The organism is Marinobacterium arenosum (genome assembly GCF_019795155.1).
In the GTDB taxonomy this organism is placed as follows: Bacteria; Pseudomonadota; Gammaproteobacteria; order Pseudomonadales; family Balneatricaceae; genus Marinobacterium_C; species Marinobacterium_C arenosum.
Genome location: NZ_JAILYN010000008.1, coordinates 118,266 through 133,016 on the forward strand (window position 1 = coordinate 118,266; position 14,751 = coordinate 133,016).

General features: G+C 52.8%; 16 protein-coding genes and 2 pseudogenes. 17 read left to right on the forward strand and 1 reads right to left on the reverse strand.

From position 1 onward, the window contains the following. Positions 1–3: 3 nt before the first annotated feature. The 17 genes and pseudogenes from K6T12_RS05855 to K6T12_RS05935 form a co-directional block, all read left to right on the forward strand. Positions 4–255 carry an acyl carrier protein gene (locus K6T12_RS05855; RefSeq protein WP_222220398.1) on the forward strand — a complete coding sequence of 84 codons (252 nt, stop codon included), beginning with the start codon at positions 4–6 and terminating at the stop codon, positions 253–255. Next, positions 255–806 carry a COG4648 family protein gene (locus tag K6T12_RS05860; protein ID WP_222220400.1) on the forward strand — a complete coding sequence of 184 codons (552 nt, stop codon included), beginning with the start codon at positions 255–257 and terminating at the stop codon, positions 804–806. Before K6T12_RS05855 ends, K6T12_RS05860 begins: the two co-directional genes overlap by 1 nt. Further along, complete coding sequence (locus K6T12_RS05865) at positions 799–2,499, forward strand: AMP-binding protein (protein WP_222220402.1); 1,701 nt, start codon at positions 799–801, stop codon at positions 2,497–2,499. The genes K6T12_RS05860 and K6T12_RS05865 overlap by 8 nt, the downstream gene beginning before the upstream one ends. After that, positions 2,477–3,247 carry a glycosyltransferase family 2 protein gene (locus K6T12_RS05870; protein ID WP_315853569.1) on the forward strand — a complete coding sequence of 257 codons (771 nt, stop codon included), beginning with the start codon at positions 2,477–2,479 and terminating at the stop codon, positions 3,245–3,247. Before K6T12_RS05865 ends, K6T12_RS05870 begins: the two co-directional genes overlap by 23 nt. After that, complete coding sequence (locus K6T12_RS05875; protein WP_222220404.1) at positions 3,240–4,217, forward strand: LpxL/LpxP family acyltransferase; 978 nt, start codon at positions 3,240–3,242, stop codon at positions 4,215–4,217. The genes K6T12_RS05870 and K6T12_RS05875 overlap by 8 nt, the downstream gene beginning before the upstream one ends. A 74-nt stretch (positions 4,218–4,291) precedes the next feature. Beyond that, positions 4,292–4,699: an acyl-CoA thioesterase gene (locus K6T12_RS05880; protein ID WP_222220406.1), complete on the forward strand. Its 408-nt coding sequence runs from the start codon at positions 4,292–4,294 to the stop codon at positions 4,697–4,699. Beyond that, positions 4,696–5,262, forward strand: a complete 567-nt coding sequence (locus K6T12_RS05885) for an outer membrane lipoprotein carrier protein LolA (RefSeq protein ID WP_222220408.1) — start codon at positions 4,696–4,698, stop codon at positions 5,260–5,262. The genes K6T12_RS05880 and K6T12_RS05885 overlap by 4 nt, the downstream gene beginning before the upstream one ends. 11 nt (positions 5,263–5,273) lie before the next feature. Continuing rightward, positions 5,274–7,589 (forward strand): MMPL family transporter, encoded by a 2,316-nt coding sequence (locus K6T12_RS05890; RefSeq protein ID WP_222220410.1) that lies wholly within the window; start codon positions 5,274–5,276, stop codon positions 7,587–7,589. Further along, the gene (locus K6T12_RS05895; protein ID WP_222220412.1) at positions 7,582–8,814 is read left to right on the forward strand and encodes an NAD(P)/FAD-dependent oxidoreductase; all 1,233 of its coding nucleotides are present in this window, start codon (positions 7,582–7,584) and stop codon (positions 8,812–8,814) included. The genes K6T12_RS05890 and K6T12_RS05895 overlap by 8 nt, the downstream gene beginning before the upstream one ends. Next, on the forward strand, positions 8,802–9,350 hold the full coding sequence (locus tag K6T12_RS05900; protein ID WP_255611581.1) for a DUF3261 domain-containing protein: 549 nt from the start codon (positions 8,802–8,804) through the stop codon (positions 9,348–9,350). The genes K6T12_RS05895 and K6T12_RS05900 overlap by 13 nt, the downstream gene beginning before the upstream one ends. After that, entirely contained in the window at positions 9,347–10,537 is a 1,191-nt protein-coding gene (locus K6T12_RS05905) for a beta-ketoacyl-[acyl-carrier-protein] synthase family protein (protein WP_222220415.1), read from the forward strand. The genes K6T12_RS05900 and K6T12_RS05905 overlap by 4 nt, the downstream gene beginning before the upstream one ends. Further along, a complete protein-coding gene (locus K6T12_RS05910; protein ID WP_222220417.1) occupies positions 10,534–10,986 on the forward strand; it encodes a hotdog family protein in 453 nt (150 codons plus the stop codon). Before K6T12_RS05905 ends, K6T12_RS05910 begins: the two co-directional genes overlap by 4 nt. Then, the gene (locus tag K6T12_RS05915) at positions 10,983–11,708 is read left to right on the forward strand and encodes a 3-ketoacyl-ACP reductase FabG2 (RefSeq protein ID WP_222220419.1); all 726 of its coding nucleotides are present in this window, start codon (positions 10,983–10,985) and stop codon (positions 11,706–11,708) included. The genes K6T12_RS05910 and K6T12_RS05915 overlap by 4 nt, the downstream gene beginning before the upstream one ends. Beyond that, positions 11,708–12,934 (forward strand): beta-ketoacyl-ACP synthase, encoded by a 1,227-nt coding sequence (locus tag K6T12_RS05920; RefSeq protein ID WP_222220421.1) that lies wholly within the window; start codon positions 11,708–11,710, stop codon positions 12,932–12,934. The genes K6T12_RS05915 and K6T12_RS05920 overlap by 1 nt, the downstream gene beginning before the upstream one ends. A 17-nt stretch (positions 12,935–12,951) precedes the next feature. Next, on the forward strand, positions 12,952–13,689 hold the full coding sequence (locus tag K6T12_RS05925; RefSeq protein ID WP_222220423.1) for a hypothetical protein: 738 nt from the start codon (positions 12,952–12,954) through the stop codon (positions 13,687–13,689). Between the two features lie 169 nt (positions 13,690–13,858). After that, entirely contained in the window at positions 13,859–14,320 is a 462-nt protein-coding gene (locus tag K6T12_RS05930; protein WP_222220425.1) for an Sbal_3080 family lipoprotein, read from the forward strand. Between the two features lie 110 nt (positions 14,321–14,430). Beyond that, a pseudogene (locus K6T12_RS05935) lies at positions 14,431–14,532 on the forward strand (YnfA family protein); the annotation flags it as partial. A 17-nt stretch (positions 14,533–14,549) separates the two neighbouring features. On the opposite strand, the pseudogene K6T12_RS05940 reads toward K6T12_RS05935, so the two are convergent. After that, positions 14,550–14,751: pseudogene (locus K6T12_RS05940) on the reverse strand (IS256 family transposase); the annotation flags it as partial.

The window sequence follows — 14,751 nt, forward strand, 5'->3', positions numbered from 1 at the left end:
AATATGAGCAATCAAGAAGAAATTTATGCAAAGGTCTCCTCGATCCTGGAGGAGTTGTTTGAAATCGACCCTGGTCAGATAACTCCGGAAGCAAACCTCTATCAGGACCTGGATATAGATAGCATCGATGCCGTTGACCTGGTCGTTGAGCTGAAAAAGATGACCGGCAAAAAAATTAAGCCGGAGGACTTCAAAGCCGTGCGCACCGTTCAGGATGTGGTTGTAGAAGTCGAGAACCTGCTTAGTAAAGGCTAATGAAGCTCGCTCTGAAAATAGCCGTTGTTGTCCTTTCAGTCTGCTATCCCTTTGTCATTTACTGGGGGCTTAGCCACTACGAGCCGGGTCGGTTGTTGCCGATCCTGTTTATCCTTTTGGGGCTGAGATGGGTGATTGGCGGTCAGGCTGCAGAGCGGAAAGTTGTGGTTTTGGCACTGCTAGGGCTCGTCGCAATTATTCTTCTTTGGGGGCTAAAGCTAGGGTTGAAATTCTACCCGGTGATCATGAATCTAGGGTTCTTGGTGTTATTCGTCAGCAGCTTGTTCTCGCCGCCCCCTATTGTTGAGCGTTTGGCCCGATTAAAGGAGCCCGACTTGCCGCAAGCCGCCGTGGCGTATACCCGCAAAGTGACCTGGCTCTGGAGTTCTTTTTTTCTGTTAAATGGAACTATCGCCGCGATTACCGCAGTGTGGGCGGATGATGAGGTGTGGATGCTGTACAACGGCTTTATTGCCTACTTGCTTATTGCTGCATTGGCCAGTGGAGAGTGGTTGGTGCGTCAGCGAGTTAAACGAGGTTTAGATGGCTGAACTTACGCCACTGTCAGGTGGATTGGGGGCTTCGCCTGGTAAGTTGATTGCGGTTGATCGGGGAAAAACAGTCACTATTGCTGATCTTCGGCAGCGCGTACTCTGCTGGCTTGAGATTATGCGGGACCGGCAGGGAACGCGTTGGGCTGTGTATCACTCTGATGCGTTCGAGTTTCTCGCAATTCTGCTGGCATTATGGCAATTGAAGCGGACAGCCTGTGTCCCCGGTGATAACTGTCGGGGTACAACCGATCGCTTGAAAAAACACGTAGATGGCTTTATCGGGGAGTTTCCGACTACTGCTCTGCAGGCCAATGAAAAGAGCGTACAGGTATCGTCTTCGGGGCAATGGGTAACTCCGGATACCAACTATGCAGCCCTTGAGATATACACTTCGGGCTCCACGGGTGAACCGAAGCCTATTCAGAAATCGATCGCGCAACTGGAGCATGAGGTTCGGGCTTTGGAGGCACTATGGCCAAGCCAGGCGGGGACCGTGGTGCTGGCTACGGTAACTCATCAGCACCTCTATGGTATGACTTTCCGGTTGTTCTGGCCCTTCAGCTCTGGACAGCTTTTTGAACGTGCCCTTTGTGAATATGCGGAAGATATTCTGCAACAGGCAAAGCTTTATCTCTCGTTTTCTCTGGTTTCCAGTCCATCTCATCTCGGGCGGCTGAATGAGGCATTGAGCTGGGAACCGCTGTCTGGGCGCTGCAGTTACCTGATATCGTCGGCAGCTCCCCTTAAAAGGGCGGATAGCCAGAAAGCGTGCAGCCTCTTTGCCGCACCTGTGCGCGAGATCTATGGCAGCTCTGAGACTGGAGCTATAGCTTGGCGCTCTCAGCAGGAAAGTGATCAGGATGCTTTGTGGCAGGCGCTGCCGAGTGTCTTCTTGAAACCGAACGAGGACGGTACGTTGTGTGTCCGTTCGCCCTATATGGGCGAGCTTGAGCGGTTCAGTTTACCGGATCGTGTAGCCTTTGATGAAAACGGGCGCTTCAAGTTGCTGGGCCGTGTTGACCGTATCGCGAAGGTCGAGGGCAAACGGGTATCGCTTGCTGCGTTAGAGCAGCGGATCAGCGAGAATGACCTGGTGGAAAATGTCAGGGCACTGACGCTACAACGACAACGGGTTGAAACAGGAGTTGTGATTCAGTTAACGGCCGAGGGTTGGCTTGAGTTGAAACGTTCAGGGCGTAAGATTTTGGTCAAGCGTCTCAAAGAGAACCTGGCCGCTCACTTCGAAGCTGTGGTCCTGCCGCGCCGATGGCGTTTTGTTGAGCAATTTCCCTACAACCAGCAGGGTAAACTGCCTCTGGGAGACTTGCAAAAAATGTTTGAAAAAGAAGCGGTTAGTTGGCCTGAAGTTATTGATGAACGGGTTGTCGATGACCAGGTGAAAGTGCGCTGTGTCGTGCCTGGGAACCTCATCTATTTTGATGGCCACTTTGAGGGAAATCCGATTCTGCCTGGGATTGTCCAGGTCCATTGGGCTGAATATTTTGGGCGCCATCTGTTGCCTGTCAAAGGTACATTTGTCCGCTTGGAAGTTATTAAATTTCAACAGGTGGTGCCGCCGAATACAACAATGGAAATTACCCTGCAATATGACGAGAGCAGGCAAAAACTAATATTTAAATACGAATCGGAAAAGGGAGTACATTCCAGTGGTCGAATCTGTTTCGGATGAGACTGTGGCCTTTGCTCCTGTCGTTTTGATCCCTGTGTACAATCATGAAGAGGCGATTGGGCCAACTCTTGAGGACGTACTTCAGTACAGCTGTCCGGTACTGCTGGTGGATGATGGCAGTTCACCGGCTTGCCGGGACGTATTGGTTGCGTTAAGCGAAAAATACGCAGATCGCGTCGAGCTGTTGCGATTGCCCCGGAATGGGGGAAAGGGGGCGGCGGTAAAGGCTGGCTTCGAGGCGCTGCTCGCCAGGGGATACAGCCACGCCATTCAGGTTGACGCTGATGGCCAGCACGACCTTTCGGACCTGCCGATGTTTCTTGCTGCCGGCCGAGAAAATCCCGAGGCCCTGGTCACAGGGTATCCGAAGTACGATACGTCGGTCCCTAAAATCCGATATTACGGACGTTACCTGACCCATGTCTGGGTATGGATAAATACTCTCTCCTTTGAAGTCCGGGACACGATGTGCGGATATCGGGTTTACCCGCTGGCACAGGTGGTGAAATTGCTGAAGCAGGAGCAGTGTGGTGATCGTATGGATTTCGATACAGAGGTAATTGTGCGCTGGCTGTGGCGCGGCGGCCGGGTTAAGAATCTGCCGACTGAGGTGCGTTACCCTATTGATGGGGTTTCCCACTTCGACGCCCTGCGTGACAACGTGCTGATTTCACTTATGCATACCCGTCTGTTTTTCGGCATGTTGCGGCGAGTGCCCAGTATTCTCTGGCGGAGGCTGCATGGCTAAATCGGATTCCCACTGGTCCAGAACGGGTGAGGCAGGGACGGTTCTCGGCATGAAGATATTGTTGCTGGTATATCGGCTCCTGGGGCGTACGGGGTTTCGGGTGATACTGATCCCGGTGATGACCTACTACTATCTGACCCAGAAGGAGGCGCGTCAGGCATCGGCAGAATATCTGCAGAGAGTGCAAGTACTGTTGGAGCCGAAACGACGGATGGGCCACACCCCCTTTAAGCACTTCATGATGTTCGGTGAGGTACTACTGGACAAGTTTCTGGTCTGGATGGGGCATATCCGCAGAGAGGACGTGGTATTTGAGACACCCGCTGTCTTTGAGAAGATCGATAACAACAGGGAAGGCGGTGTTATCGTGGTCTCTCACTTGGGAAATACCGAAGTCTGCAGCGCACTCGCGCATCAGCTCCCGGGCATCCGCCTTACGGTGCTGGTCTACACTCAGCACGCCGAGAAATTTAATTCGCTGATGAAAAAAGTGAATAGCAGTGCCCGTATCGAGATGATGCAGGTGACCGATATGTCACCGGCAACGGCGATGATCCTGTCGGAGCGTGTGGAGGCGGGTGAATTTGTTGTCATCGCGGGTGACCGTACCCCTGTCACGGGGCAGCAAAGGGTTTCAATGATCGACTTTATGGGGCGGCAAGCACCGATGCCCCAAGGCGCGTTTATCCTGGCCGGGCTGTTGAAGTGCCCGGTATATCTGATGTTCTGTTTAAAGCAGCAGGTGCAATACCATATCTACCTAGAGCTTTTTTCGGAGCGGCTTAAATTTTCACGCAAGCAGCGCCAGCAGGAGATTGACGAGGCGGTTCAGCGCTATGCCGGTCGCCTTGAATACTACTGTAAAAAGGCTCCATTGCAGTGGTTTAACTTCTTTCCTTTCTGGTCTGGAACCTCGGACGGAAAGGAGAGTGAGGTTTCGACAAACGTAAACAAGCGCTCAGTCTCATAGGGCGAAAATAAATATTCAAGTATCCCCGGCATCTCTACCGTCTGTCGTAAGCGGGGCTTGAAAGGAGTTCTGTGGTGACAGAAGCGGAAGTAGTGATAGAAATCCCTTTTCACGATGTGGATGTTATGCAAGTGGCATGGCATGGCCACTACGTGAAGTACATGGAGGTAGCACGCTGTGCGTTGCTGGACAAGATCGATTACAACTATCTCCGGATGGAAGCGTCTGGTTATGCTTGGCCGGTCATAGATATGCGCATCCGCTATGCCAAGCCTTTACGTTTCCAGCAGAGGGTGCGGGTAAAAGCCAAGCTGGTGGAGTGGGAGAACCGCCTCAAGGTCAATTATCTGATTGAGGATGAGAAAACCGGAGAGCGCCTGACCAAAGCGCATACCATTCAGGTTGCCGTTGATATCGCCAGTGGTGAGATGCTGTATGCCTCGCCGGATATTATCTATCAAAAGTTAGGGATTACACCTTGATCCGTCGTCTATTTAGCCTGATTCTGATGTTGTTGCTGCCGCTCAGTGCCTGTGCTGGTTTCACCTACGATCAGCTGGAAAAGGTTACCGTTTCTCCGGCTCACCTCGATGGTCACTTCACGCAGGAGAAGTATCTCAGCGCCTTGGATGCCTCCTTGGTTTCCACCGGGGTATTTAGTTACCAGCGGGGTAGGTCTATTCGCTGGGAAACCCTGGAGCCGATTAAGAACGAACTGTTGATGACCCCGGAGTCGATCATCAATCGACAGGGTGGTCAGGAGCTGTTACAGCTGGAAACGGCTTCAAATCCGGTAGTGAAGGTACTCAGTGAAATATTCTTTGCTGTATTAACGGCAGATTGGGCGAAACTGTCCGGTTACTTTGACCTTTCCGGAACCCTGGAAGGCTCGCAGTGGACAGCGGAACTGGTGCCTACGGACAGTGCCGTGAGGCAAGTTGTCACCCGGGTAGAGCTTAAGGGGGATTCGCTTCTGCGAGAAGTGGTCCTGCATGAAAACGGCGGCAACCGTACGGCCATTCGTTTTGATAGTTTGAGTCGATGAACAGCCGGCCTTTGTCTCTGAAAACCGCTGCTGCCGGCTGGCTATTGTTCGTTGTGGCGGTGACGGTGCTCGCGCTACGGCAGGGGCCTTCATTTGATTCCAGCATTATGTCGCTGCTGCCAGAATCGACACAACAGCCGTTGGTGCAACGTGCTGCCGATCTGATGGCTGAACGCTTCTCCAAGCGCTTGATCTTGCTGTTGTCCGGCGTGGAAGAGCTACGGCTACGCGGTGCGGTTACCCGCTTATCTGGAAGTCTGGCGGCGCTGCCGGACGTCAGCCGAGTGATCTGGCGACTAGAGGAGAGCGAAGTCGAGCAATACCGGACAGAACTTTACTCCTACCGCTATGCCGTTATCGATGAAGGTATCAGAGCGCTGCTGCTGGCGGGGGATTTCCAGCAGGTTCAGCAACGGGCGTTGTTTCAGCTTTATAGCCCCTTGAGCGTAGGCGGGGGCTCTATCGTTGAAGATCCCTTTGGACTCTTTACCGAACTGACGTTAAACAGACGAAGTGAGTTCAACGTTCAGGTATCAGACTCGCTGCTAAAAGTTTCCGGCACCGAGCAACCTACCTATATGTTGATGGTTGAACTTGCCGCTGATCCCTTTTCGCCCGCGCTTCAGAAGCGGGTGTTAGGGGCGGTGGAGGCTGAGCAAGCTGTACTGACAGATGTTGGTATCAAGGTCGATATGTCGGGCATGTTGTTGCATGCTGCTGCGGGTGCCCAACAGGCCAGTGGCGAGATATCCACCATCGGTCTGGGGTCGCTGCTGGGTATCGTTGTGGTCATGTGGCTGACCTTTCGTCAACTTAGCTCCTTACTGCTTATGCTGGTACCGGTAGTCGTTGGCAGTATTACCGCAGCTGCTATCACTCTGTTGGTATTTGAGCGCGTGCACTTGGTGACCTTTGCATTTGGTGCAGGCTTAGTCGGTGTCTCTATCGACTACGCGTTGCACTATCTTTGCGAACATCGTCGCTCATCGTCGGACGGCATACTGGTCAAAATCATGCCGGGCCTGCTGTTGGGACTGTTTTCCAGTGTCATGGCCTATGCCGCTCTGGCTTTGGCGCCATTTCCAGGACTGCGGCAGATGGCCACCTTCTCCGTAGTAGGCCTGAGCGCGGCCTGGCTGACAGTGGTGCTCTGGCTTCCGTTACTTGCCCGAGGTGGTCCTCAGCAGCCTCTGGCGCTTGCGGCCCACTTGGACAGGCTGCGAGCGGGATTCCCTTTTGCCGAGGGGAATCCGCTGCTGGTGGGGGGGCTGCTCGTCTCTCTCCTGTTCTCGGTTTACACGCTCTGGAGCAGCAAAAGCCTGGACGATATCCGGTTGTTGCAGACATCCCCTGTAGATCTGTTAAAGCAGGAGCAAAGTGTACAGCGGGCTCTTGGGGTCAGCAGCAGCTCGCAGTTCTTCCTTATTCGGGGGGACTCTCTGGAGCAGTGTCTGCAGAGGGAGGAAAGATTGACCGCTCGACTGGAGGGGCTGAAAGCGGCCGGTATGCTCGAAGGATACCAGGCGTTGTCCCAAGTGCTTCCCTCGCTGCGGCGTCAGGCCGAAAACAGCGCATTGGTTCAGCAATTGTATGAGCAACAATTGCCCCCCTATCTGGCGATGCTCAATGTTTCAGATCATCTGTTATCTGACGCGTACCTTAGTCTTGCGCGGACCGAGGGCCGTCGTCTAACCCCCGAAATCTGGCTGCAACAGCGCGGTAGCGATAGCTGGAAAGATCTCATTGTAGAGCAGTCGGAGTGGTCGGCTGCCACGTTGGTGCGTTTAACCGGAACGATCGGCCCGGAGACCAGGCAGCACCTGATCGCACTCAGCGATAGCGACTCTGCTGCCGTCTATATCGATCAGGTGCAGAACATTTCGGAGCTGATGGGTAGCTACCGAGGCCAGATCGTTAACTGGGTGGTAGTGGCGTATCTCTGCGTCATGTTGGTCCTTGGCGTGCGTTACAAAAAGCAGATTTGGCGAATTTTGCTGCCACCACTGTTGGCATCGGTTGTTACCCTGGCTTTGCTGGTTACGCTGGAGCAGGGCGTGAACCTGTTCCACCTCATGGCTCTTATACTGGTTTTGGGGATCGGACTGGACATGGGGATCTTCCTGATGGAGACCCGGCAGGCCCCCTACACCTGGTTGGCGGTTTCCCTGTCCAGTTATACCAGTTTGCTGGCGTTTGGGCTGTTGGCCCTCAGCGATACCCCCGTGTTACACCATTTTGGTTTAACGGTTTTAATCGGCTTGACGCTTGTCTGGCTGTTGACCCCGATTATGCGAAATAAAACGAAGGAGAAAACGCTTCATGGTTAAGGTACAGGGATGTTTCGACATTGTCGTAATTGGTGCAGGTCCCTCCGGAGCCGTTGCTTCTGCCCTGTTGAATAAGAAAGGTTACCAAGTGCTGGTGTTGGAGAAGGAGCATTTCCCCCGTTTCTCCATCGGCGAGAGCCTTCTGCCCCAGAGTATGGAGTATCTTGAGCAGGCTGGTATGCTTCCTGCGATTGAGGATGCCGCGTTTCAGTTTAAAAACGGTGCCGCGTTTACCTGTGGCGAACTGTACGACTTCTTTGATTTCAGAGAGAAGTTTTCTCCAGGCTGGGGCACAACATTCCAGGTGCAGCGGGATCTCTTTGATAAGGTCTTGGCCGACGAGGCTGAAAAACAGGGCGTTGAAATCCGCTATGGACATGCGGTAACCGCATATCAATCCGATGCACAAAAGGCCTCTCTCTGTGTTGAGAGCGATGAGGGCGATGTCTATCAGGTTGAGGCGAAATTTGTGCTTGATGGCAGCGGCTTTGGCCGTGTGCTTCCACGCCTACTTGATCTGCAGTGCCCGTCAAATCTGGCATCACGGACATCACTGTTTACGCATATTAAGGACAATATCAGCGATGATCGGTTTGATCGAAACAAGATCCTGATCACTGTACACCCCCTGCATCGCGACATTTGGTACTGGCTGATCCCCTTCAGTAACGGGCGCTCCTCGGTGGGGGTTGTGGCACCTCGGGAGTTTCTGGCCGACATGCAGGGGGATTCGGAAAGTAAGTTGCGCGCTCTCATCGGTCAGGGTGAAATGCTGGCGGATGTGCTTGACGATGCCGAGTTGGATACCCGTGTGGGACGGATAGAGGGATATTCCTGCGACGTAAAACAGCTCTATGGTGACCGCTTCGCCCTGCTGGGTAATGCGGGGGAGTTTCTTGATCCGGTGTTTTCATCCGGAGTGACCATCGCACTCAAGTCAGCCAGTCTGGCGGCAAATGTGGTCGATGCTCAATTGGCTGGTAGATCGCCGGACTGGGATCAGGAGTATGCCCATCCTCTAAAACGAGGCGTGGATACCTTCAGAGAGTTTGTCGAAGGTTGGTACGATGGTCGCCTTCAGGACGTTATCTTTGCCAGGGATAAGAGAGACGAGGTCAAGAGAATGATTTGCTCGATTCTGGCGGGTTACGCCTGGGATCTGAATAATCCCTACGTGAAATCCCCATCCCGCTTAAATACGTTGGCCGAGTTATGTCGTCGTTAGTAAAAACGATAGTCTGGGTATCGTTGTTCTGTCTAGCTGGCTGCAGTGCAACGCAACTGGCAGTGCCGGTACCTGAGCGGCTCCAGCTGTTGCCACCCGGGCAAGGGCCTGCAGCCGTGCTGCTCAAGCAAAGAGTCACGATGGAAGCCTGGGGCCAGCAGTACCAGTTTCTGGCGGTAACACGGCTAGAGGCGGGGCGTTCGCAATTGGTCGCACTGTTGCCAACGGGGCAGCCGTTGTTGTCACTGGATTATGACGGTAAGGCGTTGAAGCAGGAAAACCTTTCCTCGATGGATATTCGCGGTGAGGATATCCTCTCGATCATGCAGTTTGCTCTGTGGCCGGAAATTTCAATCAGCTTGAACTATCCACCGGAAGAGGGTTGGCAGGTGGAAATGAAACCGCAGGAAAGGGTATTGCTGAATGATAGCGGGGCGGTGTTGAAAGTAAGATATGAAAAAAAAGGCATGACGGTGGAAAACTACCTTCGTAATTATCGGGTCGAGATTCAAACGCTGGAGAAAACGGAGTTATGACGCCATCCAAATGCTATCTCAACGCGCTGGGCATCCTATGCTCTGTCGGTGCTTGTGCAGGCGAGGTAAAGGAAAATCTGCAATCGGGCAAGACTAACCTGACTGTCACTGATGCTTTCAGTGAGGGAAATCCGCTGCCTCTGGGGCTCTATCAAGGTACATTGCCGGACATACCACTACCTGAAAATAAATGGCAAAGTCGCAATAACCAGTTTGCGCTGGCGGCCCTGAATCAGATAACGGAACCGGTAAGTTCAGCAATCGCACGCTTTGGCCGTCGCCGGATTGGTGTGGTGGTGGGAACCAGTACCTCGGGAATCGCTGAGAGTGAACCCGCCATTCGTCAGTGGGCTCGCACCTCGGAGGTGCCGGCCGACTACGATTACGGCTTGCAGGAGATGGGTGCCACGGCACAGTTTGTCGCCACCGTCCTTGGCGTGCAGGGGCCTGCCTACGGTATATCCACCGCCTGCTCTTCCGGGGCAAAGGCGCTTGCGACAGCCCGACGTCTGATTCGGGCGGGGATCTGCGACGCCGTGATTGCCGGTGGAGTTGACACCCTATGTAAGCTGACCGTGCTTGGGTTTTCGTCCCTCGAAGCTGTCAGCGACGAACGCTGCAACCCATTTAGCAAAAATAGAAAGGGAATCAATATTGGCGAGGGTGCCGCGCTTTTCCTGGTGACGGCCGACGCAAGCGGTGTCGAGCTAACCGGTGTTGGTGAGGGGTCCGACGCGCACCATATCTCGGCACCCGACCCTACTGGTGCTGGTGCAATACGCTGTATGACCGCGGCCTTGAAGGATGGAGGTGTGCAGTCTACCGAGGTGGGATACGTGAACCTTCATGGTACGGCGACAGCCCTCAACGACCAGATGGAGTCACTGGCGATGTATGAGGTGTTTGGCTCCGATACCTTCTGCAGTTCAACCAAGCCCTTCACCGGCCATACCTTGGGTGCGGCGGGAGCCGTCGAAGCTGGGATCTGCTGGCTGATGTTGAGCGGTGACGGAAAGGAACCGCTGTTACCCCGGCATATCTGGGACGGGGTGGCTGATCCGGAATTGCCCGATCTGAAGTTGGTGTCGGCTGACCACCGGCCGGGCTCATCCCTGAACTATGCCTTGAGTAACTCATTCGCCTTCGGTGGCAATAATATCTCTCTACTGTTGGGACGGATTAAATGAAATCAGAATACAGCGTTGCGGAGTTGGTCCCTCACTCAGGCAAAATGAGTCTGCTGGACAATATTGTGGAATACGCTGACGACTGGTTGCGTGCCGAGGTTTACATCACTGAAGCTTCGATGTTCGCGGATGAAAAGGGCGTGCCAGCTTGGACTGGCATGGAATATATGGCTCAGACGATCGGTGCTTTCGCGGGGATGCAGGAACGTAGGGAGGGTGGGGAACCAAAGCTCGGTTTTCTGCTCGGGACACGCAAATACACCTGCTCAGTGGACTATTTTCCCCTCGGGCAAACCTTGATACTCACAGCCAAGCGGGAGATGCAGGCTGAAAATGGACTCAGTGTCTTTCAGTGTTCGCTGCATGGCGAAGGGATTGAAGCCTCAGCCAGTCTCAATGTGTACCAGCCTGAGGATGCAGATAGCTTTTTAAAGGATGCGATTTCATGAAAGGAACAGTTCTGGTTACCGGTTCCAGCCGGGGTATCGGTAAGGGAATTGCGCTACGTTTAGCGCAGGACGGTTATGATCTTGTGCTGCACTGCCGCACCAAACGGGGGCAGATTGAAGAAGTCGTGTCTCAGATCTCCGAGATGGGCCGAGAAGTGCGGGTGTTACAGTTCGATATTGCTGACCGAGAGCAGTGTCAACAGATACTCGAAGCTGATGTCGACCAGCATGGCGCCTACTATGGTGTGGTATGTAATGCGGGCGTTGCCAAGGATAATGCATTTCCCGCGATCCCTGGGGCAGAGTGGGATGAGGTGCTCAGGACTAACCTGGATGGATTCTATAACGTGTTGCACCCTGTGATGATGCCGATGATACGGCGACGTAAACCCGGTCGTATTGTGACGCTTTCCTCAGTATCCGGTGAAATGGGTAACCGGGGACAGGTGAACTACAGTGCGGCGAAAGCGGGCATTATTGGTGCAACAAAAGCGTTGGCTGTGGAACTGGCAAAACGAAAAATCACGGTTAACTGTGTATCGCCGGGATTGATTGAAACTGAAATGATGGAAGAGCTACCGCTGGACGAGGCGCTGAAGATGGTGCCGATGCAGCGTGTAGGGCAGGTTGAGGAAGTGGCTGGTACGGTGAGCTTCCTGATGTCGGAAGATGCTGCTTATATCACCCGGCAAGTCATTTCTGTCAATGGTGGGATGTATTGATGAAGCGAGTAGTTGTAACAGGGATGGCGGGGGTATCACCCATCGGTAATGACTGGGAATCTGTCTCCCGGCGACTGAAAGCGATGGAGACTGGTATCACCCGTATGAGTGACTGGGACATGTACGAAGGTTTGAATACCCGTCTTGGCGCACCGGTAACGGACTTCGAGATACCTTCTCACTATACGAGAAAACAGCTGAGAAGCATGGGACGGGTGGCTCAGCTTGGCGTCTACAGCACTGAACGTGCATTGATAGATGCCGGATTGTTGGGGGATGAGTTGCTCCAGAGTGGTAAGGTTGGAGTTGCCTACGGCTCCTCGGCGGGGGATACCGCAGCCTTCGGTGAGTTCGGTAACATGATCCTGAACCGCTCCTCAGACGGCTTAAACGCCAACTCCTATATCAAAATGATGGCCCATACCGCTCCTGTGAATATCGGGGTCCATTTTGGTTTGCGTGGACGGGTGATTACCACGTCCAGTGCCTGTACTTCGGGCAGCCAGGGGATTGGTTACGCCTATGAAACGATTAAGAACGGGCTGCAGCAGGTGATGATCGCCGGCGGTAGTGAGGGGTTATGCGCTACAGAGGCAGCCGTATTCGACACTCTCTACGCAACCAGTGTACGTAATGACGAACCACACCTTTCACCGCGCCCGTTTGATCGGGATAGGGATGGGTTGGTGATTGGGGAGGGTGGTTGTACGCTCATCCTCGAAGAGTTGGAGTCTGCTTTGTCTCGCGGCGTGAATATCTACGCGGAGGTGGTGGGTTTTGGTACCAACTCCGACGGAAGCCATGTTACCCAGCCCTCAGAGCAGACGATGGAAACGACCATACGCCTTGCCCTGCAGGATGCGCAATTGAATAAAGAGGATATTGGCTATATCAGCGCCCATGGCACAGCAACAGACCGGGGAGATATCGCTGAGAGTAAAGCAACCGCTGCGGTGTTTGGAAATAAAACGCCTATAAGCGCGCTAAAAAGCTTTACCGGACACACCTTGGGTGCTTGTGGTGCATTGGAAGCTTGGACGTCCATTGAGATGATGAACAACGGTTGGTTCCATGCGACAGCGAATCTTGAAAACGTTGACCTGCAGTGTGGAGACCTCGACTACATCACCCATGAGGGACGTCGTATTGCAATCGATTATGTGATGAGCAATAACTTCGCGTTTGGCGGAATAAATACCTCATTGATCTTTAAACGTTGGACCTAAGACGAAAGGAGTTTGCTATGAATGGATTCAGATGGATAGTTTTGCTGTTCGCTTTTGTGACGGCTATGCCGGCGATGGCATTTTCGACGGATGATGAGCGCGTCGACAGCTACCTGAGCGTGCTGGCAACGGCAACAGATGAAACAAAGGAGGTTATGCTCAATCGTCTTCAGTGGTCCGGTCTGTCCGATCCCCGTTTTTATGACGAGGTCGAAAATCGGCTGCTTACTTCCTATCTGTCTCAGGATGGTCGTGAGTTCAATCTACTGGCATACCATGCAAGAGCGCTGGGATACAGTGGTAATCCGAAGTATCGCGATACCCTGGTAAAAGTACATAAAGAGGCGGTTAATGGAAAGCTTAGAAGGCACGCTGAAAAGGCGCTGCGGGATCTGGATAAGTTTGCCGTTTGGAACGAAAAGATTCGAAAGAGTGGATTGGTCGTTGAGGGTAAAAGCGTAGAGGTCGCTACTTACCTGAGAATGCTGAGTGTTGACGATGTGTTTGTTCAGCGGCTGGCTGCACGTGCGATTTTTCATGAAAAGCGTCGCGATGATGACCTGTTGGCATCGGTGGCGAAAAGCCTGAAGGCGCTTTATTTAAAACCCGGTCTCGACGCTGCGGCGCAGGATACAGCAGCATGGTTCTGTAAAGCCTTGGGTCAGAGTAGGTCCCCGGATTATTTGACTTTATTGGGTAAAGTGGCGGACGAAACGCCGTATAAAAAGATTAAGAAGTACGCTCAAAAGTATTGAGTAACTGAGTTAATGTGGCCGATGGCGTTCGGGCGCAGGCTGCTCCCGTGTCAGCCGCTGGCGATCGATGTTCGCCGCTATCGCGGCTAGAACCTCTACTGTTCTGGCGTATTGCTCCGGCTAAAAATCAAGGAGTGATTCTTTTTGAAAAAGGAAAGGAAGTAAAATGATGAACTGGAAGGTGTTAATCGTTTGTGTATTGGCTATGTTAACTTCAGCTTGTGCTGCACCTCGATATAGTGGGAGCGCGATAAGCCAAGATATTCATGAAAATGGTACTGAAATTGTCCTGATCAAGGATAATGAAACCAGAGATGGGTTCAGACAAACAGTTGAAAACTGGTTTAAGAAAAATAATTATAAGTATGTCGTTAAAGCAGAGGGATCTAAGCATGAGTTTGACAAGCTCACCATTGAGTATGTTGGAAAATGGAATTGGGACTTGGCCCTGTATCTAAGTGATGCAAAAATGGAGGCCTTCCACCAAGGACAAAGAGTTGGCGAGGTGAGCTACAAGGCACCAAATAGCCTAAATACGAATAAATTTAGCAATGCCGAGGAGCGTATAGAATATATGTTGGAAGTGCTCTTTGGTAAGTTGTCCGATATTGAGGCCACTAAAGCAATCTAAGCATAATAAGTCGAATCACCCGGCCGCAGCAAAGCTGCGCCGGTGTTTGAAGCGCTTTGTACACGTACTGGAGGTTGAGTTTTCTTGCTTAAACTAAAAAAGTCGGTCTTTTCATCGTTACGGTGGTTGTCGAGATTCTCGGTTGCCACCAGCCATACCTCTGGCTGCGGGAAGGGAAGTCTGCTTGGCTTTTTCTGCGAGGGTGTTCATAGTTCTGTGTCAGCGTAAATCACAGGTCCACATATTGATCCACCCTGCCGGGGAAGTGGATGGTCAACTGGGATAGCGTCAGGTTCCAGTTTTGTACCGGATGCGTCCACTTCTCGGAGGCCTTCAGCATCCCCGCATACAGCAGCTTCAACAAGCTGGTCTCGTTGGCGAAGCCGCCCTTGGTTTTAGTCAGTTTGCGGAACTGGCGGTGTACCGCCTCG